The sequence below is a fragment of the Chryseobacterium sp. SIMBA_028 genome, assembly GCF_046535285.1.
Classification (GTDB): Bacteria; Bacteroidota; Bacteroidia; order Flavobacteriales; family Weeksellaceae; genus Chryseobacterium.
This window is the reverse complement of the sequence record NZ_JAWRWZ010000001.1, coordinates 93582-115749: the sequence shown is the minus strand read 5'-3', so window position 1 is coordinate 115749 and position 22168 is coordinate 93582. Positions and strand designations below refer to the sequence as shown.

Genomic DNA, 22168 nt, shown 5'->3' with positions numbered 1-22168 from the left:
TTGATGAAAAAGCTTTTGAATGTTAGAAATATTGAGGAAATTTGCAGCATGAAGATCATTCCACTTAAAGAAGGTAATTTTTCAACCAGCAAAACCAAGGATTTTACTCTTTTAACAGATGAAAATTTTGATACCATTGCCGGAATTAAAATGTCTGTACAGCCTTTCCTTATCATCACAGAAAACGATTGTATTCTTTTGGATGCCGGTATTGGATGGGAAAATGAGGATGGAATTTCTGTTGTATCAACACTTCTTGAAAGAGAAAGTATCCGTCCGGAGCAGATCACCAAGCTCTTTCTTTCCCACCTTCACAAGGATCATATTGAAGGCGCTGTAAAACTTACAGATCATGGCTATGAACCCACTTTTCCTAATGCAGAAATCTATATTCAAAAACGTGAGCTGAATTTTGCCATGGAAAATAAAGGGAATCCATCCTTTGATTTTGAAGTATTGGAAAACCTGATTCAATTACCCAATATTATCTGGATGAATGATGATAAAGGACAAATTAATGATGAAATCTTTTATGAAGTAGTGGGCGGTCATACTCCATTCATGCAGGTTTTCTGGATCAAAGAAAATGAAGAAACAGCTTTTTATGGTGCAGACGATCTTCCACAGGCTTCTTACCTAAAATATCATTTAGCCTACAAAAGTGATTTCGATGGCAGAAAAGCAATGGAATTACGACTTGAATGGGAAAAAAAAGCAAGAGAAAACCATTGGAAGATTTTACTCTATCATGATTTGGAGAAAGATGTAATTGAAATAAATTAGTTATTTATTTTTAATAAATAATCCGGCTTTCTCAAAAATGAGAAAGCCGGATTATTTGGATACAAATGAATATTTTTTGTTTATCTATTTTACCGGAAAGATGTTCCCTGATTATAATAATATCTTTTTTAATGTGAATTATTTTCTCTGATCTTTAACTTCCGGAGATAAGTATAACAGCTTTCAAAATCGAAATACTTTTCTTTAAGCAGCTCTGCCTGGTATTTAAGGGGTAGATATTTTCCCCATTTTGAAAAATCAATAATCCCGGGGCGGTCTTCTAATAATTTCATAAGCATAGCATTAATATCTGAACTTTGTTCAATATTTTTAAGAACGGCCACAAATTCGGATGCAGTACAGTTTTCTATTTCAAATGAACTTTCATGATCATTGAGCATATTTTCTATTCCCTGCCTATCCAAAATAAAACGTAGGGTCCTGTTGACTGCAGAGCTTGTAAAAGAATAAAAAGTGATATTTTCATTACTGTTTAACAGTGCCCTTTCCGTTGTAGAGTCGTTGATGTCAAAAACAGAAAAATCTTTTCTTAATATCTCAATAATTTCATATCCTGTCTTATCCAAAAAATCATATTCTTCTCTTGAGGTAATGATTTCAAGCATCTTTTCCCGGATTTTATATGCTGTATCTGCAGCATCTCCCAAAAACATAGGCTTTTTCCCATCTATAGCCGGCACTACCTCTATTTTCTTTGTTTTATAATCAATATCGATGATGCTCCATATTTTGGCAGACAGGTAGATATTTTCACCTTTCCTAATTTGGGGAGATAATGGAAGTTCTCCGATTTTCATTCCATTTCCGGAAACTTTAAAGAAAACAGCAGTTTCAAAAAGGGTATAGAAATCTTTAGTATTGACTACTTTTTCTCCTTCAATACCAATGATCAGTTCGTTTCCTAACTTTTCCAAAAATTCAATATTGGTGAGATGGATAATAACGTCTTCTATTTCCTCTCCTTTAACATTTGAAAAGGTTTTATTCGCTGCAATTTCTCTCAGCAACCGTGGCAAAGAAATTCCAGATGTTCCTTTAACAATTGATAAAAGCTGATGAACCAGAACATCATAAGGTTTTTTATTGACAGAGATAGGTTCTATATAGTGTTCCTTGTATAATAACCAACATGCCAAAGACTGTAGTAAGCTCCATTTTCCTGTAGCATATAAAAATAGATTGCTGGCTTTTCCCTCCCTTCTTCCACTTCTTCCTACCCGCTGGATCAGAGAAGCTATACTATGGGTGGCATCAATCTGTACGACTTCATCTACATTGCCAATATCAATTCCGAGTTCCAGAGTTGAAGTACAGGAAATGCAGAAGTTTTCCAAAGTAGAATTTTTTGCAAAAAACTCTACATATTCACGAACCTCTCTATCTACAGAAGAGTGATGTGAGAAGTAATTCTTATGCCCACCTACTCTTTCGGAAATCTGTTTCAGTTTTACGGCAACTTCTTCCACTTTTCCTCTTTCATTGGGAAATATCAGAACTTTACTGTCTCTTGTCCGGGCATACAAATCTTTCAAAAGAGGCAATGGTAATTCATTACCAGCTCCTGAAAAATATTTAAAAATAACGTTGATTGGTTTGGGAGTAGTATCTCTTATAATCTTTGTGCAGCCCTGATCTCCAAGAAAGTCTTTGAGTTCAGCATATTGATTGGCATCACTTACCGTTGCAGATAGTCCTACAATACTGAATTTCTTCACATTAACTCTTTGCAGACGATTCAAAAGCGATTGCAGATGAGTTCCCCGGTCAGAACCTAAAAACGAATGGATCTCATCAATAACAATATATTCCAGATGGGAGAACAAATGATGAATATTGTAAGGTTTGTTGGCGAACATTGCCTCCAGAGATTCCGGGGTAATGAGAACAATTCCTTCAGGCGCTTTAATAAGTTTGTCCTTAGCCCCTTTCGAGGCTTCTCCATGCCATTTTGTTACCGTAACATCCAAATATTCACAAAGACTTTCAACCCTTAGAAACTGATCGTTGATTAAGGCAATCAATGGAGAGATATAAAGTACTTTTACACCTGCTTCTTTGAAATTAACTTTTGATAAAATAGGCAGAAAAGCTGCCTCAGTTTTACCTGAGGCTGTTCTGGATATTAAAATATAATTATTATCAGTTGGAATAATCCTTTGTATAGCCGCTTCCTGAATGGGCCTTAAACTATCCCATTTCTTATCACGGATGTATTTTCTGATAGGTTCAGAGAGCTGGTCGAATGCTGTCATAATTCCTCAATGTTGTCTAATAGAACAAGATCATTTGGCCTTTCGTCAACAATTTCAATTTCTCCAAAAAGTCTTCTTTTATCCACCTCAGGATTTTGTCTGATGATATTGAGAATATTCAGGAAATCCCTGAGCACTTCTCTTGGTGTAAGAAACTCTGCAGCTCCAGGTTTATTGAACATTTCTTCCATAAAAGATGAAATTTCATTATCTTTTATATCCAGCTCTGCATTATAATTGAAGTCAAATATCAGCTTAAGTTTTTTAAGTAAAACAAAAATTTCATTGTGATTCAGAGGCATCAGCTTAATGACTGGCTGAGCAAAATCACGAAATTCAGAAGTTTCAAACTTATTGTATTCGAGTCTTGATTTTAAAGCCCGGTAACTGAAAAGTCCTCTTCTTTCATTTTCCAGAAAGTCTCTCGTTCCTGCAAAATTGATGAATAGATTAGCGACTTTCCCCTGAAAACAGTCATTGTAAATTGATAGAATTTTTTCATAATTTTTCTCACGGGAAGCTGTAACAGAAATTTTGTACAGATTAATGGCTTCATCCAGATTGATCATAAAGCCGCTATATCCCATACTTACAAAAAGCTTACAGAAGTTTTTAAGCATATCATAATAGTTGGAATCGTTGATGATTTCACGTATTCCCAGATCCTGTCTTGCTTCTGTTTTGGTTGTATACTCTCCTTTCAGCCATTTCAGAGCATTTCTGCGTAAGAGTTCGTCCCCTTTGATATAGCCTTCATAATATTTGACAATTGCAGAACCAAAATCAAAACCGCCTACTTCAGTAATTTCATTCACGGTTTTCATAATAGAATTCTGAATTAAGTTTAAATACTGATCATTCCTGATCTCTATCAGAGAAATATGATTTTCTTCGGCCGTTTTTGAAATTACCTGTTCAATCCATTTTTCCAGCAAAGTCTGCAAGGCTCCACCTTCCGGTTTGGTCTGAATAGCAATATTATCCATAATGGCAGAATATAATATTACACTTTTCCCGTCATTGGCATAGAGCCTGTTGTCCGGAGTAAAATCGGCATTGGCTACTACAAATTTTTGCTTTAAGGCAACAGTATTGAGTAAATGAAGCATAAAAGACTTTCCGCTTCCGAAATCCCCGATCCAGAATTTGACAAGACTGAGCCCATTTTTTACATCTTCTAAAGAGCCTATAACTGCATTAATCTCTTCAGATCTTCCTACTGTAATATGCTGAACACCAATCTTAGGCACTACTCCGCTTACCAGAGAGTTAACAATGGAATTGGCTTCTTTGGGTTTAATATTGTCAATCATTATTTAAAAGTTTTTGGTAATAATTTGTGTTAATAATAAAATATTCATCTTCTTCTTCAATCAGAATATCATCAAGGGTCTCAAAGCAGCATTCATTAATGGAATCTATTGTAGAGCCAATAAATAGCCCTTTTGTTTTTATAAAATCTCCAAAATCACTCTGAAGTATATTGAAACTGTTTTTTTTAAATAAATCCAAAATTTCCTTTTGAATATCTGTTAAGCTCAATCCGTCAAGATATTTGGTATTCTGATTTTCAGAAACCTGGGGTGTTATCTTAATAATAAGTTCTTGTTTTCCAACTGTTTCTTCCCTCTCTATACAATTCTCTTCCTCCTCATCGCTGAGGATCTGCCCCAGTATATCTGCCGTTTCAGAATGTTGAGCCTGAATATCTTTAATGGCTTCAGGATCTATTGTAATTCTCTTTCTTTTAGGCTGATAAAGCATATTTGCTCTTTTGATAGCTATTTCAAGATCTCTGTCTGCTATAAAATTTTTCAGAATCTCTTCAAAATCAGTAAGCTGTTCTTGGGTTGAAAATAAATTCTTCTGAATGCTCTTGTTAAATTGTCTGTGATCAAATTTTGGAGAACTTAGGTCTTTTTCCAAATAATGGATATAAAGTCGCAGTGCACAGGTTCTATCATAGTCTGCTACAAACTTTGATGCCTCAAAAAATATAGTATCAACAGATGGATTTTTAACATTCACTTCTACAAGTCTGAAAATTTCTCTTTCAAAAGCAAGCGGATTTGAATAATCTTGTTTAATCAGATCAAATTTTGCTTTCCACCGGCTGGTATTATTTTCATTGAGAATAATATTGGTTTTGTAATCCGCATCCAGAATCTGATATTGATTTTCTACCAGAAAAGATTCAATTTTTGATACGATCTTTTTGTTGTACTGATGAAAGATATCCGGTTCGTTATAGTTGAAATCCGTGTTGATTCTCCTTTTAATACCATAAATCTCACGGATATTATTTTCACATAGTTTTAAAATATGGTTGAAAATTTCCGTTTGTACAGAATCATAAGTATAGCTGTAATTTAAGCTTTCTTTTTTGTAGTTGTACCGGAGGCAAACAATAATCTCGGATAATTCATCAATTACTGTAGGGTAAGATTTATTAATAGGAGTACAGTGTTGATAAAGATAATTAATGGTTCTTAAAAATTGCTTTAGTATCTGAATTTTACAATATTCAATTTCGTTAAAGACATTTCCTGAAAAAGACATTTTATCCAGCATTTTAACCTGATGATCTGCCAGATTCAGTTTTCGGCTGTATCTTTTTCCTATTTTACAAAAATCAGAATCATAAGATGTGTTCTGGTGGGATATTGAATCATTTGTGGGTATAGAAAAATCATTTTCAAAATGAATCGGGATATTTGCGTTTCCGGAAACATCAATAATAAAATCGTTGGAATTTGGTGAATGGTTATCGTTCAGCATAGTGACATCAGGGATTATCATCATAGAATTTTCTGAGGAAGTTTCTCTTCAAACAGTATCAAAAATATCAAATTCATGAACTAAAATAATAGTATGTCCGCATTTTCTTAAATCTAATGCTTTTTCCACTTTTCGGCCATAGCAAGAATAGCTCCAGCAAGCATTATTGGTATCTCCAATGATCAGGTAATCCGTTTTTTTTGAAATACTGTTTACAGCAGTTCCTCCTTTTTGGGTAATCGCTTCCTGCAATTCATTTCTTGTTCCTCTGCTTAAAATACCTGTAATACAAAATGTTTTATTTTCAAAAACAATTTCAGGATCTATAGCACAAATGCCAGAGATATTGACTCCTTCAGTATCTTTTTCTATTTTTGCAGTAGTGTCTGTGTTTTTTAGCTCTACAAACTGCTTGATAAAGGCTGTTAAAACAGCTCTTTCCTCCTCATCAATCTTCTTGTCAGCAACAATAGACAAAACAAGACTTCTGATCTCATCATACGGATAATAGGAACTTAGATGCTCATTTTCTGACAGCCAGCCGTGAAGTTTAAAAATTTCATCATCACTTAAAATGCCATCAGCCAGAATGCCATGAAAAATCCCCTGTAATAATTGTAAGTCTGAAGTAATCCCATTGTAATACATACTATCATGCTCATACTTCTGACATAGCCAGTATAAATCTTCAACAGCTTCTTTGGCAGGTATCCCGTTAGAAGCCGTATTTTCAATTAAAAGCATGAATTCACGGAAAGGATTTCTATTGACCAGATCATAATGTTCTTTAGCCCATAATCTGAGCTCATCCATTTCTTTAGCATCAATAATATCATCAGCTATGATTCCTAGTAAAAGGCCTTTTAGAGAATTGATAGCCTTATCTGCTCTGGCCCTGGACGTTACAAGTTGTAAGTCCGAATTTTCAAAATTGGTCATCTTATTACAGTTGAGTTATTGGTTAATTAGCTTCCTTGATGGAAAATCAATTATCTAATATAGCAATATATTGCCTCAAATGTATTGAAGATAAATAAAAAGTCTTTACGGATTCCCGTAATTGAGTTGGGAATTAAAAATTGAAAATGAATAAGATCCTTTTCTATCTAAAAATGATCTACCCCTAAGACCTGCTATAAATCAAGTTGTCTCTGGAATTCTTCCAGATATTTTGCAATATGTATTCCATCGGCTAATCCATGATGGGCTTCAATAGAAACAGGAAGATATTTTTTCCCCTCGCGGATATTAAATTTACCAAAAGCAATTTTAGGGATTGATTCTCCGGTATTAAAATCTGTTGGATGAAGAATTGCACTGAAAGAGTTCCAGGGGATTGTAGTATGTCTAACATGGTCTTTACCCAGTCTTTCGTTACTTATTCTAAGTCCTGAAGTTTCATGTACTCCCTTTATCTCTTCCTGTAGATTAGCATTGAAAACCTCAAAATCTTCAGAGAAAAGGGTAAATGAAAAACCAAAGGTTCCATCCGGTCTGCCAATGGTACTGCCAGCATGTACTGTATCAAACTGCATCACCTGCCCGTCAATAATTCTAAGCTTTAACTCATCAACAGTATTTACAGCCACCATAGATTTATGAAAGTAATAGGCAAAAAATGAGTATCCGTTTTCCTTGGCCTTGTCATAGGCTTTTGTACAATCCACTTCTGTTGTGAAACCAAAATAGGGACTTGCCATGTTAGAAAAAAAATTAAAATGCTCCTTTCTGTTCCAGCTTTCAATATCTACGATCTTCATTGATTTTTATTTGCTGCAAATTTCTGTAATTTTTATCAGTTTACAAGTAAGAAGGAATATAAATTTCCCGTTAACACTATATTTTCTGTTTCAAAATCATGCATATAAATTGACAAGCATGATTATTGCACTTATTTGTAAAGATGAATGCTTAGGAGAACCATTTAAAACAAAATAAAGCTTTACAAGTATGAGTACATCAAATTTAAAAGGAAGAAATTGGGCAGCAAAAAAGGTAGATCATGTTTATATTGTTAGTATTAAAAATCAATCAAGTATCATTGAAGCACTTACAGATTTTGTTAGAAGCCAGGGCATTCAATCGGGGGAAGTTACAGGAATTGGAGCAGTAGATGAAGTTACTTTACGTTTCTTTGTTCCGTCTACCAAAAAATATGTGGATAAAACATTTAAGGAACAGATGGAAGTAACCAATATTTCTGGGAATGTTTCTGTAATAGGTGAAGAGCCGATACTCCATTTGCATATTACTTTAGGAAGAGAAGATTATACTGCATTGGCAGGACATCTTTTAGACGCCAGAATTCGGGGAGCAGGAGAATTTATTTTTTATCCGCTCAATACCAGAACTGTAAAAGCAAAAGATGAGGAAATAGGGATTAATCTCTATAATTTTGAAGAATAATATACCGAAAGTCTTATTTTTGATAAAATATTTTTTAAATGTTTGAGGTACTTCTTTCCCATATTCAGAATAAAGTAGTTATAACCGATGAACAAAAAACACAGGTTCAAGCTTTCTTTACTTTAAAAAAACTTCGAAAAAAACAATATCTGTTACAGGAAGGAGAAATCTGTAAGTGTCTGTCTTTTGTAAGTAAGGGATTGCTGAAATCTTATTTTTTGGATGAAAAAGGGAATGAACATATCAATATGTTTGCTTTTGAAGGCTGGTGGATCTCTGATTTCAACAGTTTTATTCATCAGGAAAAATCAGTTTTAAATATAGATGCCATTGAAGAAACTGAAGTTCTGATGATCACCCTTGATGATTATGAAAAAATGATGCTGGAAATTCCTGTAATGGATCGTTATTTTAGAATTCTCTATCAAAACAGTCTGGTGACAAAGGATCATAGGCTTATAGTCTCCAATAGTTATACTGCTGAGGAAAAATATCTTCAACTGGCACAGAAAAACCCTGAGATGATCAAAAGGGTTCCCCATAATCTTATCGCCTCTTATCTGGGGCTCGCTCCCGAAACAGTAAGTAGGATTCGTAAAAAAAATCTTCTCAATAATACTTGATACAGATCAATCCAAATGCATGATCCATATCAAGCATATTGGACTGTTCTCAGCCATAATTTTGTAATGAAAATTTACAATACTTATGGAAAATAAAGAAAATATAGCATTGGTAGTAGGTGCTACAGGAATTACAGGAAGCAATTTGGCAGAAGAACTTGTTGCACAAGGCTGGATGACCTATGGATTATCCAGAAACCCCAACTCTACTATTTCCGGTCTTCGTAGCATCAAAGCAGATCTGTTGGATGAGCAAAACCTGACGGAAGCATTGAAGGAGATCTCTCCTACTCATATTTATTTTACAACATGGATGCGAAATGATACGGAAGAAGAAAATATTCGGGTAAACAGTTTACTTGTACGAAATCTTCTGAACGTTTTATCTCCTAAAAAATCGGTTAAGCATGTAGCTTTAGTAACCGGCTTGAAACATTATCTGGGACCTTTTGAGGCTTATGTTAAGCAAGGGATTTTGCCTGAAACACCTGTTCGGGAAGAACATCCAAGGCTTCCTCTTCCCAATTTCTATTATGCTCAGGAAGACGAAGTGTACAAAGCTTCGGAAAGAGATGGTTTTACCTGGAGCATTCACAGACCTCATACTGTAATTGGGCATGCTGTGGGTAATCTGATGAATATGGGAACTACGCTGGCTATTTATGCAAGCATCTGCAAGGAAACGGGAAGAAAGTTTATATGGCCTGGATCTGAGGCACAATGGCATGGTGTTTCCGATGTGACGGATGCAAAAGTACTGGCCAAACAACTGGTATGGGCTTCCTCTACCGAACCTGCGAAAAATAAGGCCTACAATATTACGAATGGAGATGTTTTTCGATGGAAATGGCTTTGGAAAAGATTAGCCGACTGGTTTGGAATAGAAGCCGAAGGGTTTAATGATATGATCAGACCTCTGGAAAAAGAATTGGAAAACGATGCGCAAATCTGGAGTGAGATCGCAAAAAAACACCATTTAAATGAAGAAAATCTTAGCAAATTATCGTCTGCATGGCATACCGATCTTGATCTCGGAAGACCGCTGGAAGTAATGTGTGATATGTCCAATAGCAGAAAGCTTGGATTTACAGCCTATAAAAGTACAGAAGACTCTTTCATAGAATTGTTTGAGCGATTAAGAAGTGAAAATATAATTCCTTAAGGAGTATATATTTTCAAAACCTTTAAACGATAAGCCATCTATTATAAAATGTAGATGGCTTTTGTGTTTTTTAATAGTATTTCTATATTTTCTTATTTAATTTCTTGTAGATATACATTCGCAGTATCTTTTATATCTATTTTAATAAATTTTAAGTCTGAAAAATATAGGTTTCTTTTTGTTGTTTCATTAGAGGGAACATAAGTGTTTCTAAATAAAGTTTTTTGCATTTCTTTCATAGTAATTATATCACTCCCAGTAATATATTTTATACCATTTTCAGATGCTTTGTTATCAAAACTTAAATTATAATTTCCTCGTTTAAATTCTAAATTTTTAATGTAATAATTCTTCTCCTGACCGCATTTACAATATATATTCATTGTATCTTTCTGCTGGATAAAAGTATATTTTTTTTGATAATATCTAGAACCCATTGGTTTCCAATTTTGAGTTATGATACTTATATTTTTGTTATTGAAAATTTCTTTATTTTCTGATGCTTCTACCGTTTTTTTATAAGAATTGTCCTGATTATATGCTTTTGAATAATATTTTGCGAGTTGGATATTTCCATTGATAAATTCAAATACTAAGACATCTTTTGATGTGGCCTCAATTACTTTTTGTGCATTGCACGATGGGAAAATCAGATTAATTATTAAGACATATTGGAATATATTCATTTTATTATTTCAATTGTTTTATTGCATTTCATCAGCAGAAATTTCACTTACTCTCAATCTTAATATTATCAAATCTCTCAAAATCAACAATGTAAAATATAACATCATTTAATTTAGTATCTTCCCTTTTTCTTGTATTATTGTTAAATAGCTTATAAAGTAAAATATTCTCATTAAAAACATTAACCTTACCAGAAGACTCTAAATTATTTTTTAAAATTTCAACATTATAATTCCCCTTTTTAAACTTTAGGTTATGTAAATAATAATTACCAGTATTTCCATAGTTAATTACGTAATTCATAGTATCCTTATCCTTTACAAAACTAATTATTGTAGGGCGAGGAATATCAGTCCATTTTCTGTCTTTAATTAAAGTATAAGTATCATTTTGCATAAATGTTTTCTGTAAAATCCTTACTCCTTTTTCTGGTTTTAATAGAAGTAGATTTGAACTATACATATCATCATTCGCTATTTTTTTTTGTGCATCACAACTATAAATAAGTGGTAAAACCATTATGATAAAAAATATTTTTTTCATTACTTATAAATTTTTAAATCCTTCTTTTAATACAGTTATTACTACTTCATGAAGTGTATTAATTTTTTCTGAAGATAAGTCTTCTCCTTTTGATTGAATTTTTGAAATATGAAAATGGCCTGTCATTAAACTAGATTTCAAATCTTTTCTTATTTTAGCAACACGATAGAATATTTCATTGGACAAATAATTTCCTCCAGGGCCATTATATACTTTTCCTTTTGGATAATTATCTACAGTTGCAACTCCACTTTCTCCATTTTTCTGGCTATACTCTCCAAAAAATATTGCTTGAGATAAACCTTTTGAAAAGGCTTTTGGAAGTGTGGTAGAAATAGTTTCTGGAGAATCATTACTTACCGATTTACTTTCATCTACTCTTATATGATCAGAATTATCATTAAAACCTTCTCTTGTTGCAGTTGCAAAAACATCAATATGATAATCTCCTTCACCTGCTTGGCTTACTGTAATTATCATATCAACATTTAAAATATGAGATGTGATATATTTTTCAATAATACCATTCCCTTGTCCCTTGTTCTGATCCTGACTTCCATCAAAATCAGAATATCTTACCGGAACTATCATTGTTTGTATATAGGCTCCTAATTTATTGTTTTTTGAAAATGCTAATGCAACTACTCCAGATGGGTTTGATTGTTTTATATTGGGTGAATATAGCTTTATAGATTCATTATTAAACTCATTCAATATAAATGGATCAAATCCAGTAATGAGAATTTTCTTTTTATTTCCAGCCTTTGAAAAATCTATTCCTGTATAATTTCTACTTTTTTCTTCAAAAAGTACTATGATTTTCCAAAGCTTGCTATTTTTAGGGATAATGGATTTTTTGAAAAAATCATCCTGATCTTTTTGTGAAAGTGTTTTAATATCTTTAATAAAAACATATTGCCTTTTTAAGATAACCTGCATGGCAATTCTTGCCCAGTACAGAGGCCTGTCGTCAAGAATAGCCTTTCTTTCTTTTATTTCATCCTTTTTTACTCCGGTTTTGTTGTTTGTTGTGGTCAACTTCATATTATGCTTCTGGTGCTGTAGTACTGCATAGCTCCATAATTTTCCCGCACTTTCAGATACCTTCGCATTGATGTCCTCAACAGATGCCTCTGTATGGTCTTCACAAAGCCATTCTGAAAAATCATCAACAATATCTTTAATATCTTCATTCTCATCAGCGTATTTATCAATATAAAAATTTTCATAATTGGTCAATAAATCTTTGCCTCCGGAATTGTCTGTTTTAAAAAGGCCAATTAATTCTTCATAGTTTCTTTTATAGGTAACAGGTTTTAAACGGTTTTCTGCTAGTGGAAGAAAAACATTTTTAGCATCTAAAACAACTTTAGCGAAAAATTCATTTAAATCTTCTTCCTTTATTTGGGTTTCATGTAAAGTATAATCATATTCTTCAAAATCATCGCTATACCAATTAGGATTAAGAACAAAAAGCGGAGTTTCAAAAGTTTCTTCGTGAGTAACTAATCCGTTCCAGGAAAAGCGTTTAGTATTTAAAATATCAAATTTCTGATGGATACTTTTTGTTTTTCCCTGCAGATTCACATAGATGCTTTGCCCTTTGGCATTGGATGTTACTATCTTGATTTTAAGTTTCTGTCCGTAAAAAAAATCTTTAGTATTCTGATCGAGGACTTTATTGTTTTCATCCAAAAATTCAACCTTTTCTACTTTTGGATGGGTGGTATAAATTTCTTCAGGCGGAATATAATTTCCGTGGGAAACTCCCGTCTTTTCACCTTGCTGGGTTATTTGTTTTTCAGCAGTAACAATTATATTTCCTTTGGTTACCCACATAGAGTGATTTCCATCTGATTTGATGGTATATTCTCCACGAACAATTTTTGTTTTAGAGCCACCAACATACATTTTTGTAGTTTCTCTCATTTGTTTGGTGTTTTTATATCCAGGTGGTTATGTAACTCTATGAAGAACGGATAGAAATACCGAACAACAATAGTTGCAATATTGATAAAACCATTTGAACCTTACTAACTTACAAAAATAATTGCAGAATCATAGGATTCTGCAATTAAAAATATCTCTTCTCAATATATTTATTATCTGGTTATAATTCTGTGGTGGTTATTCCGTATTTCTTTTTAAATGAAAAATAAAAATGAGACAGATTCTCAAATCCCAGATCAAGATAGATATCCGATGGTTTTTTATTCCTGTTTTTAATCAGAAAATAAGCTTCTTTCAATCTTTTTTCCTTTAACCATTGCTTGGGAGTCATATTAAATATTTTGCTGAAATCCCGCTTAAAACCAGAAAGACTTCGGCCTGTAAGCCGTGCAAAAGCTTCCACAGATACATTGAACATAAAGTTCTTATTCATAAATTCCTTGAGATCAATCTTATGTGGTTCCGAAAAGTCAAAAAGAAGATTCTTTAGATCCGGATGAGCTTGCAGAAGAAGCTCAATTGCTTCTTTAACTTTTAATACAGCCAGCCTTGGAGATATTTGTTCGGTTTTATCAATATAAGGGATTAATGATGCAAAATAACTCTTAAAAAATTCATCAGACTCAAAGAATAACCGTTGATGACCCGGAAAAGGACTATCCACTACCATCTTTTGCTCACTGGCATATTGCCGAAGAGTTTCATCATCCAGTGTAATGGAAATAAATTGATACTTTTCCCCATTTAAAGGCTGTTTAATCGTTCGGATTAATTGATTTTTCCTGACTAAAACTACCGTGTTTTCTCCGATAATAGTCTTACCCTGATCATGAAAGGCATGAGTTTCCCCAGAAATCTGAAATCCCAGAAAATGATCCGGAATAAACTCTTCATGCCCCCTGTAGGCATCAAAGGCACATGAATAAACCAGTTTGTCAAATATGATTTCAGAAGTCTTTTCCATAACACAAATATCTGAAATTTAAACAATAGCAGACGCCCCTGCATGGGCAATCTCTTTGTCTTGCTCAGGAGTGCCGCCAGACGAACCTATAGCCCCAATTATTCCTGCGTTTTTATCCTTAATGATAACGCCTCCTGCCAGGGTTAAAAGTCCGTCATTAGAATTTAGCATCCCATATCCATGAATATCGGCTCCAGAAATAATGCCTCCCATTACATCGCTGTCAATTCCAAACATAATGGCTGTTTTGGCTTTTTTTATAGCAAAATCAATCACTCCATATACGCTGTCCAGCCGGGCAAAAGCAACCAGATGTCCTCCGGTATCTACTACAGCAATACTTACAGGAATACCTAATAATTTTGCTTTTTCTATTGCAGCATGCAATATTTTTTCTGCTAGTTTATAAGTTATTCCCATATTCTTAACTTTTTGCAGTCCACGCTTCAGTTTGAAGCTGTTTTACAAAATCTTCAGTTTCCTTGGGATGTACATTCCTGAAATCACTGTTGTCATTCAGAGCAACATTTACAATAACTTCCGCCATGGAATATGGATCCAGCTGATGCGCAAGAGACTCAGAAGCTCCCTCGAAAGCTGATTCTGGGGTGAAATTTACCTTTGGATCATACCAGCGGAATATGGAGTCTACTCCCCTGTCATTGAATCCTGTTCCAAATACTCCCGGATTACAGGTTGCAATTTTGATATTGAACGGAGCCAGTTCGGTTCTCAACCCTTCCGCAATTGACTCTAAGGCATGTTTAGACGCACAGTAAGCGGCCACGTAGGGTACTGTCCATAAACCTCCCATGGATGAAGTAAAGACAATTTTACCCCCTTTCTTTTCAATAAACTTTTTAATGAAACCCTGTGCCAGTTCCAACGCACCGAATACATTCACCTCAAACATAGACCGGATTAAGTCAACAGGCTGCTCTGCAATAGGACCCCCTTCCATGATACCTGCATTGCTTATCAGAATATCAATATCATATTTATTTAAAATATAGGCAATATCCCTTGAATTGGTTACATCCAGCTTATCAACCGTTAAAGGTACACCCTGTTCTGAAGCTTCCCGGATTAAATCGCTCATTTGAGGATATACCTGTGTTGTTGCAATTACCTGATGTCCCTTTTTAGCAAGTTCAAAGGCTGCTATTTTCCCAAAACCGCTTGCTGCTCCTGTAATTAGAATTGTTTTACTCATTGTATTTTATTTTTTTTGTTGATACAAATTTCAAAGATTTTTAAACGGTTTATATTGGTGAAAAGTCCAAACTTATAGTGTTGAAAAGTTCATCTTTTACATTCAGATTGAATCATCTTTATGAAACTAAAACAAAGAGCTGTTTTTTGCTAAAGTTTAAAAATGAATACCTCTATTCCCTATAGTCCATTAAAACCTAATCCAAAAAAATAATAAAATCTGTAGTTTATTGTAAATTGGTTAAGTTTTTGAAGCTTATTCTATAAAACCAGTCACACCATTGAAACTAATCACATTTACTAAAAAAGGAATTTATTGTCCGCAGGGAAAATTCTACATAGATCCCTGGCGACCTGTTGATATGGCTGTCATCACTCATGGACATGCCGACCATGCCCGATGGGGAATGAAAAAATACCTCTGTCATCATTTTACAAAGCCCATTCTTCATCAAAGGATTGGGAGTGATATTGAATGCCAGAGTTTGGCATATGGAGAGATAATTACCATTAACGGGATAAAAGTTTCTCTTCATCCTGCTGGCCATATTATTGGTTCTGCACAGATTAGGCTGGAATATAAAGGGTATGTTACAGTAGTTTCCGGTGATTATAAGACTCAGGATGATGGATTGAGTACACCTTTTGAATTAGTAAAATGCAATGAATTTGTTACCGAAAGTACCTTTGGATTGCCTATTTACAACTGGCTGGAAGTTCCGGATTTAAACCAAAAACTTCAAAATTGGGTACTAAAAAATAAAGAAAATAATAAAACCTCAGTGTTTATCGGTTATTCTCTGGGAAAAGCCCAACGAGTTATGACAGCGGTAAAAGGGCTGGGGAAAATATATGTGCATTACTCCATAGGAAAGCTTAATGAAGCTTTTGAATCTGTAGGAATTGATCTTCCCGATTATACTATCGCCGATTTCAGAGAACGTCCCAAAGAAATGGAACATGAAATTGTAATTGTTCCACCGGCTTTACTGGATAGTAATATTATTAAGAAAATTCCGGATCCGGCCACCGCCATATGTTCGGGATGGATGCAGGTACGCGGAGCCAGAAGATGGCGGAGTGCAGATGCTGGATTTGCCATGAGTGATCATGCAGACTGGAAAGGATTGCTGCAAACGGTAAAAGATACTGAAGCAGAAATTGTACATGTTACCCATGGGCAGACAGAAGTTTTTTCAAAATATCTGAATGAAATTGGGATTCGTGCAGATGTGGTGGAAACCCTTTATGGTGAAGACGAAGAACAATCTGAAAAGGAAACCATTGAAAATCCGGAACCATGAAACATTTTGCAGACCTTATCAACGCCTTGGAAACAACCAATAAAACCAATGCTAAAATTGATGCCATTATTGACTATCTGGAACGAACTCCTGATGATGACAAAGTATGGTTTATTGCCTTGTTTACAGGAAAAAGACCCAAAAGAAATGTCAATACCAATTATATGAAGGAATGGACATTGGATATCACAGGACTTCCGCTATGGCTTTTTCAGGAAAGCTATTCTTCCGTTGGAGATCTTGGTGAAACCCTTTCTTTAATTCTGCCTCCTCCTCTGCAAAAAATTGAAAAAAGTCTGTCAGAATGGATGAATGAGATTGTTAATCTAAAAGATAAAACAGAGACAGAAAAGAAAGAATTTGTATTGAGTTCATGGAACGGCTTAGATTACACAGAACGATTGATTTTCAACAAATTAATTGGCGGAAGCTTCCGGATTGGAGTTTCTGATAAAACTTTGATAAATGCCCTGACAAAATTTTCCGGTCAGGAATCCAGTGCGCTGATGCACAGCCTCATGGGTAAATGGAACCCTAATGATGTTTCTTTCAGAGAACTGATTGATGCTGAAAATATAAACCCCGACAATTCAAAACCATATCCTTTTTGCCTTGCCTATCCTTTAGAAAAAGAGCTTGAAGTCCTTGGTAAGCCTTATGAATGGCTCATAGAATATAAGTGGGATGGAATTCGGGGTCAGATTATCCGTAGAAACGATGAAGTTTTTATTTGGTCAAGAGGGGAAGAACTTGTTACAGAACAGTTTCCCGAGATTACTGAAGTGATAAAAGCCATGAATGGGAACTTCGTTTTAGATGGAGAAATACTTGCGGTGAAAGAGGGTAAGGTTTTAAATTTTAATGAATTACAGAAAAGATTAAACAGAAAAACTTTAACTAAGAAAATGCTCTCAGAAATTCCAATACAGGTCTTTGCCTACGATTTGCTGGAGCTTGAAGGCAATGATTTGAGAGAAAAGCCCGTCTCTGCCAGAAGAGCAATGCTGGAAGAATTTTTACTCAATGAAAAGCCTCATAATATTAAGCTGTCTCAAAGTATCAATTTTGAAAAATGGGAAGAACTGAACCTGATCAGAGAAAACTCAAGAACGGTAAACAGTGAAGGATTGATGCTGAAACAAAAAAACTCACCCTATCATTCAGGACGAAAGAAAGGCGACTGGTGGAAGTGGAAAATCAATCCTTTTACAATAGATGCCGTTCTTATTTATGCCCAAAAAGGAAGTGGCAGACGCAGTGCCTATTACACCGACTATACTTTTGCTGTAAAAAATGAAGATAAGTTGGTTACTATCGCGAAAGCTTACTCCGGATTGACGGATAAGGAGATTATGGAGGTAAGCAAATTTGTAACTAAAAATGCCCTTGAGAAATTTGGACCGGTACGAACTGTAAAAGCTGAACTTGTCTTTGAAATTGCATTTGAAGGAATTGGGCTTAGCAATCGTCACAAAAGCGGTGTTGCCCTTCGGTTTCCAAGAATTGTAAGGTGGCGGAAAGATAAGACAGTAGACGAAATTGACACTCTTGAAGAGATCAAAAAATTAATACAATAACGTGGCTGCTTTTGAACATACCAATGGATTTAAAATCATTCAACAATGGATGGTTGATAAAGGCATATCTCCTTTTCAATTTCAAATAGATACCTGGCGCAGATTCGGAAACGGATATAGTGGTATGGTGGTAGCGCCCACAGGGTTTGGGAAAACTTTTTCAGTTTTTTTAGCATTGGTTTCAGACTTTCTGAATCATCCTGAACATTATAAAAAAGGCTTGAAAATGATCTGGATAAGCCCTCTTCGCTCTTTATCCAAGGATATTGCAAAAGCCATGCAGGAAGCCATTGATGAAATTGGTCTGGACTGGGCCGTAGGAGTGAGAAATGGAGATACAGACCCTAAAGTGAGACAGCAGCAGGTAAAGAAAATGCCCGAAATTCTGGTAGTAACGCCGGAAAGTTTACATTTACTCCTTGCTCAGAAAAATCATGAAACCTTTTTCCGTGATATGAAATGTATGGTTGTAGATGAGTGGCATGAATTGTTAGGTTCAAAGCGCGGCGTAATGGCAGAACTGGGGATTTCACAGCTTAGAGCTTATGCCCCTGATATGAAAATATGGGGTGTTACAGCAACCATTGGTAATTTGGATGAAGCCATGGAGGTACTGATTCCTTATGATATTAAAAAGACTCAAATTACTGCTACAGAACGAAAAAAAATAGATATTCTTCCGGTCTTTCCGGATGAAATTGAAATATTGCCATGGGCCGGACATCTTGGAAATAAACTGGCGGATAAAGTAGTTCCTATTATTCTCAATTCAAAATCTACCATTGTTTTTACGAATACCCGAAGCCAAAGTGAAATGTGGTATCAACTGCTGCTGGATGCCTATCCTGATTTTGCGGGGCAGATTGCCATTCATCATAGCTCCATTGATGCTCACTTAAGGATCTGGATTGAAGAAAATTTGAGTTCAGGAAAATTAAAAGCTGTTGTTTCCACATCATCGCTAGATTTAGGAATAGATTTTAAACCTGTTGATACCGTCATTCAGATCGGCTCTGCAAAAGGAGTTGCCAGATTTCTTCAACGGGCAGGCCGCAGTGGGCACTCCCCTTTTGAAACTTCCAAAATTTATTGTGTACCCACCCATTCTCTGGAATTGATTGAGGTTTCTGCCTTAAAGGAAGCTGTAAAGCAAAAAGTAGTTGAGCCTAGAGAACCACAAGTCTTATGCTTCGATGTCTTGGTGCAGTTTCTGATGACTTTAGCGGTTGGAAGCGGCTTTTATCCCGATGAAGTATACAAAAGAATTAAAAAGGTATATGCCTTTCAGGAAATGACAGATGAAGAATGGAAAAGCATTCTTGAGTTTCTGACCATTGGAGGAAGTGTCCTGAAAAACTATGAAGAATTTCATAAAATTGTTATTTTGGACAATGGCTTATACAAGGTAACATCACGGAAAATAGCAATGCTTCACCGAATGAATATGGGAGTAATTGTAAGTGATGCGATGCTAAAGGTTAAATTTATTTCCGGCGGTTATGTTGGAATGATTGAAGAATATTTTATTTCAAAACTCAAAAAAGAAGAAAAGTTCATTTTAGCCGGACGTACACTGGAAGTTGCAATGATCAAGGATATGACCGTCTATGTAAGAGCTGCAAAAGGAAAAGCACTCGTACCAAGTTATTTGGGTGGAAGGCTGCCATTAAGTTCTGACTTGGGTCATTTTTTAAGAGAAAAACTTTCACATGCTCTAAATCCGAAAGCTTCAGAAAAAGAATTAAGGTTCCTGCACCCGTTATTGATCAATCAGGAAAAAAACTCTCATATTCCCAAAGAAGATGAATTCTTGATTGAAATGATTAAAAACCGTGAAGGATATCATTTGTTTATGTACCCCTTTGAAGGGCGTCTGGTACATGAAGTGATGGCTGCATTAATCGCCTACAGGATTTCAAAACTGGCTCCAATTTCCTTTTCAATGGCCATGAATGACTATGGATTTGAATTATTCAGCGATAAGGAAATACCTTTAAAGGAAGAAAATATACAACATGTTCTAAGCAGGGAAAGCCTGATGACAGATATGATAGCCAGCATTAACTCTGCAGAAATGGCAAGGAGGAAATTTCGTGATATAGCAGTGATCTCCGGAATGGTAATTCAAAATTATGCAGGAAAGCAACGTTCCAATAAATCGTTGCAAAGTTCAGCCGGATTGATATTTAAAGTACTGGAAGATTATGACTCCAATCACTTTCTCATCAGACAGGCCTATACGGAAGTCTTTAATATACAGCTTCAGGAACAACGCTTAGTAGAAGCCTTTAAAAGAATTGAAAAGTCTAAAATCATTTTAAAACATTCCCGTTCTTTCACTCCATTAAGCTTTCCTATAAAGGTAGACAGCCTCAGACAAACCCTTTCCAGTGAAGGACTTGATGCCAGAATTAAAAGAATGTTGAAGCTTTAAAATATCATTATTTTCGGCTTAAATACCTGAAAAGTTTCATGCGTTTTGTACAGCATAACTCTTGATAAGTTCGTAACTTAGAGTATCTTCTCCCAAAGAGTAAAATAAAATTAAAATAATGGCAAAATTGTTCTTAGTCCGTCACGGACAGTCACTCTGGAATCTTGAAAATAGGTTTACAGGCTGGCAGGATATCGATATAACAGAAACCGGAATTGAAGAAGCAAAAAATGCAGGAATAGCCTTAAGGAAAGAAAAAATAGATATTGCCTTTACCTCTGTTTTGATCAGGGCAAAACATACCCTTTCCATTATCCTTGATGAAATAGGAAAACCCAATATTCCCATCATTACAGATAGAGCCCTGAATGAACGTTCCTATGGTAACCTTGAAGGGCTTAACAAGGCAGAAACAGCACAGAAATATGGTGATGAGCAGGTGTATACCTGGCGCAGGTCATATGATGTTGTACCACCAGGCGGAGAAAGCCTTAAAGATACCTATAACAGGGTTATTCCCTATTTTGAACGAGAGATTGCTCCGTTGTTAAAGAAAGGAGAAAATGTTTTGATTGTTGCCCACGGAAACAGTCTCCGTGCCTTGATTATGTACCTTGAACATCTATCGCCTGAAGAAATTTTAGAAAGAGAAATTGCTACAGGTATACCTATAACCTATATTTTTGATGAAAATTTTCATGTAAGCAGACGGGAAAACTGATTTTTCACCAAAAGTAAAAATACTAAGTAAATCAAGTTATTTAAGCATAGCATCTTAAATTTATAATTCATAATTTTCTTTCGTATTTATGGTTACAAAAGATATTTCAATTCAAAACAAGGTTTTTACTTTAACCAATCAGCGTGCTGTATTTTGGAAAAAGGAAAAAGCCCTGATACTTTCTGATCTTCACATAGGGAAGACTGCTCATTTCCGTAAAAATGGCATTGCACTAGCCAATCACATTATGAAAAGTGATCTGGAAAGACTTTCAGCATTGATTGAATATTTTCAGCCCGAAAAATTTATTGTTGTTGGAGATCTGCTTCATGCAGGGGATAATTCTGATGTAGACGAATTCTGTACATGGAGAAACCAATATCCTGATCTCCATTTTTATCTTATTGAAGGCAATCATGACCGAATTTCAGAACAGTTAAAGAAAAAGCTTTGTCTGAACTTTAAGGAATCATTATTGGAAATAGATGGATTTACCTTTATTCATGATTTTGATAAAACGAAGACAGCTTTCCAGATTACCGGGCATATTCATCCCGGAATTGTTTTAAACTATGCCATAAAAAATATCAGACTTCCCTGCTTTGCCCTTAGTGAAAACCAGTTATTACTACCCGCATTCAGCGAGTTTACAGGGCTTGATACTAAAAATCTCCCCAAGAAAAGTACTTTTTTTATTTTTACAGATACAGAGATTTATAAAATTTGAAATGAACAGAAAACTCGTAAAAAT

At 34.9% G+C, this 22168-nt stretch carries 20 protein-coding genes; 9 read left to right on the top strand and 11 right to left on the bottom strand.

The features are described 5' to 3' along the window. The first annotated feature begins 48 nt into the window (after window positions 1–48). A complete protein-coding gene (locus tag SCA31_RS00540) occupies window positions 49–783 on the top strand; it encodes an MBL fold metallo-hydrolase (RefSeq protein WP_410694807.1) in 735 nt (244 codons plus the stop codon). A gap of 128 nt (window positions 784–911) precedes the next feature. On the opposite strand, the gene SCA31_RS00535 is transcribed toward SCA31_RS00540, so the two are convergent. The 5 genes from SCA31_RS00535 to SCA31_RS00515 form a co-directional block, all read right to left on the bottom strand. Then, window positions 912–3056 carry a DEAD/DEAH box helicase gene (locus SCA31_RS00535; protein ID WP_410694806.1) on the bottom strand — a complete coding sequence of 715 codons (2145 nt, stop codon included), beginning with the start codon at window positions 3054–3056 and terminating at the stop codon, window positions 912–914. Further along, window positions 3053–4369 carry an ATP-binding protein gene (locus SCA31_RS00530; protein ID WP_410694805.1) on the bottom strand — a complete coding sequence of 439 codons (1317 nt, stop codon included), beginning with the start codon at window positions 4367–4369 and terminating at the stop codon, window positions 3053–3055. The genes SCA31_RS00535 and SCA31_RS00530 overlap by 4 nt, the downstream gene beginning before the upstream one ends. Further along, window positions 4362–5858: a tellurite resistance TerB C-terminal domain-containing protein gene (locus tag SCA31_RS00525; protein ID WP_410694804.1), complete on the bottom strand. Its 1497-nt coding sequence runs from the start codon at window positions 5856–5858 to the stop codon at window positions 4362–4364. The genes SCA31_RS00530 and SCA31_RS00525 overlap by 8 nt, the downstream gene beginning before the upstream one ends. A 24-nt stretch (window positions 5859–5882) precedes the next feature. Then, the gene (locus tag SCA31_RS00520; protein WP_410694803.1) at window positions 5883–6773 is read right to left on the bottom strand and encodes a BRCT domain-containing protein; all 891 of its coding nucleotides are present in this window, start codon (window positions 6771–6773) and stop codon (window positions 5883–5885) included. A 194-nt stretch (window positions 6774–6967) separates the two neighbouring features. Next, the gene (locus SCA31_RS00515) at window positions 6968–7594 is read right to left on the bottom strand and encodes a CatA-like O-acetyltransferase (protein WP_410694802.1); all 627 of its coding nucleotides are present in this window, start codon (window positions 7592–7594) and stop codon (window positions 6968–6970) included. A gap of 190 nt (window positions 7595–7784) precedes the next feature. Here SCA31_RS00515 and SCA31_RS00510 point away from each other — a divergent pair, with 190 nt between their 5' ends. From SCA31_RS00510 to SCA31_RS00500, 3 genes are all read left to right on the top strand, one after another. After that, window positions 7785–8240 carry a PPC domain-containing DNA-binding protein gene (locus SCA31_RS00510; protein WP_410694801.1) on the top strand — a complete coding sequence of 152 codons (456 nt, stop codon included), beginning with the start codon at window positions 7785–7787 and terminating at the stop codon, window positions 8238–8240. A 38-nt stretch (window positions 8241–8278) separates the two neighbouring features. Then, window positions 8279–8863 carry a Crp/Fnr family transcriptional regulator gene (locus SCA31_RS00505; protein ID WP_410694800.1) on the top strand — a complete coding sequence of 195 codons (585 nt, stop codon included), beginning with the start codon at window positions 8279–8281 and terminating at the stop codon, window positions 8861–8863. A gap of 85 nt (window positions 8864–8948) precedes the next feature. Next, a complete protein-coding gene (locus SCA31_RS00500) occupies window positions 8949–10025 on the top strand; it encodes an SDR family oxidoreductase (protein ID WP_410694799.1) in 1077 nt (358 codons plus the stop codon). A 92-nt stretch (window positions 10026–10117) separates the two neighbouring features. Here SCA31_RS00500 and SCA31_RS00495 read toward each other — a convergent pair whose 3' ends face one another. From SCA31_RS00495 to SCA31_RS00470, 6 genes are all read right to left on the bottom strand, one after another. Further along, the gene (locus tag SCA31_RS00495) at window positions 10118–10711 is read right to left on the bottom strand and encodes a hypothetical protein (protein ID WP_410694797.1); all 594 of its coding nucleotides are present in this window, start codon (window positions 10709–10711) and stop codon (window positions 10118–10120) included. Between the two features lie 43 nt (window positions 10712–10754). Then, entirely contained in the window at window positions 10755–11255 is a 501-nt protein-coding gene (locus tag SCA31_RS00490) for a hypothetical protein (protein WP_410694795.1), read from the bottom strand. A gap of 3 nt (window positions 11256–11258) precedes the next feature. Then, window positions 11259–13184: a hypothetical protein gene (locus SCA31_RS00485; protein ID WP_410694794.1), complete on the bottom strand. Its 1926-nt coding sequence runs from the start codon at window positions 13182–13184 to the stop codon at window positions 11259–11261. Window positions 13185–13365: 181 nt separating this feature from the next. After that, window positions 13366–14169 (bottom strand): helix-turn-helix domain-containing protein, encoded by an 804-nt coding sequence (locus SCA31_RS00480; protein WP_410694793.1) that lies wholly within the window; start codon window positions 14167–14169, stop codon window positions 13366–13368. Window positions 14170–14187: 18 nt separating this feature from the next. Then, window positions 14188–14589 (bottom strand): GlcG/HbpS family heme-binding protein, encoded by a 402-nt coding sequence (locus SCA31_RS00475; protein ID WP_410694792.1) that lies wholly within the window; start codon window positions 14587–14589, stop codon window positions 14188–14190. Between the two features lie 4 nt (window positions 14590–14593). Beyond that, window positions 14594–15382 carry an SDR family oxidoreductase gene (locus tag SCA31_RS00470; RefSeq protein ID WP_410694791.1) on the bottom strand — a complete coding sequence of 263 codons (789 nt, stop codon included), beginning with the start codon at window positions 15380–15382 and terminating at the stop codon, window positions 14594–14596. Window positions 15383–15662: 280 nt separating this feature from the next. Here SCA31_RS00470 and SCA31_RS00465 point away from each other — a divergent pair, with 280 nt between their 5' ends. The 5 genes from SCA31_RS00465 to pdeM all read left to right on the top strand — a co-directional run bounded on the left by SCA31_RS00465 (window position 15663) and on the right by pdeM (window position 22144). Continuing rightward, window positions 15663–16685 carry a ligase-associated DNA damage response exonuclease gene (locus tag SCA31_RS00465; protein ID WP_410694790.1) on the top strand — a complete coding sequence of 341 codons (1023 nt, stop codon included), beginning with the start codon at window positions 15663–15665 and terminating at the stop codon, window positions 16683–16685. Next, complete coding sequence (locus tag SCA31_RS00460) at window positions 16682–18262, top strand: ATP-dependent DNA ligase (protein WP_410694789.1); 1581 nt, start codon at window positions 16682–16684, stop codon at window positions 18260–18262. Before SCA31_RS00465 ends, SCA31_RS00460 begins: the two co-directional genes overlap by 4 nt. Before the next feature lies 1 nt (window position 18263). Further along, complete coding sequence (locus tag SCA31_RS00455) at window positions 18264–20696, top strand: ligase-associated DNA damage response DEXH box helicase (RefSeq protein WP_410694788.1); 2433 nt, start codon at window positions 18264–18266, stop codon at window positions 20694–20696. A 118-nt stretch (window positions 20697–20814) separates the two neighbouring features. Continuing rightward, a complete protein-coding gene (locus tag SCA31_RS00450; RefSeq protein ID WP_410694787.1) occupies window positions 20815–21417 on the top strand; it encodes a 2,3-bisphosphoglycerate-dependent phosphoglycerate mutase in 603 nt (200 codons plus the stop codon). An 88-nt stretch (window positions 21418–21505) separates the two neighbouring features. Continuing rightward, on the top strand, window positions 21506–22144 hold the full coding sequence (gene pdeM / locus SCA31_RS00445) for a ligase-associated DNA damage response endonuclease PdeM (RefSeq protein ID WP_410694786.1): 639 nt from the start codon (window positions 21506–21508) through the stop codon (window positions 22142–22144). Window positions 22145–22168: the final 24 nt, after the last annotated feature.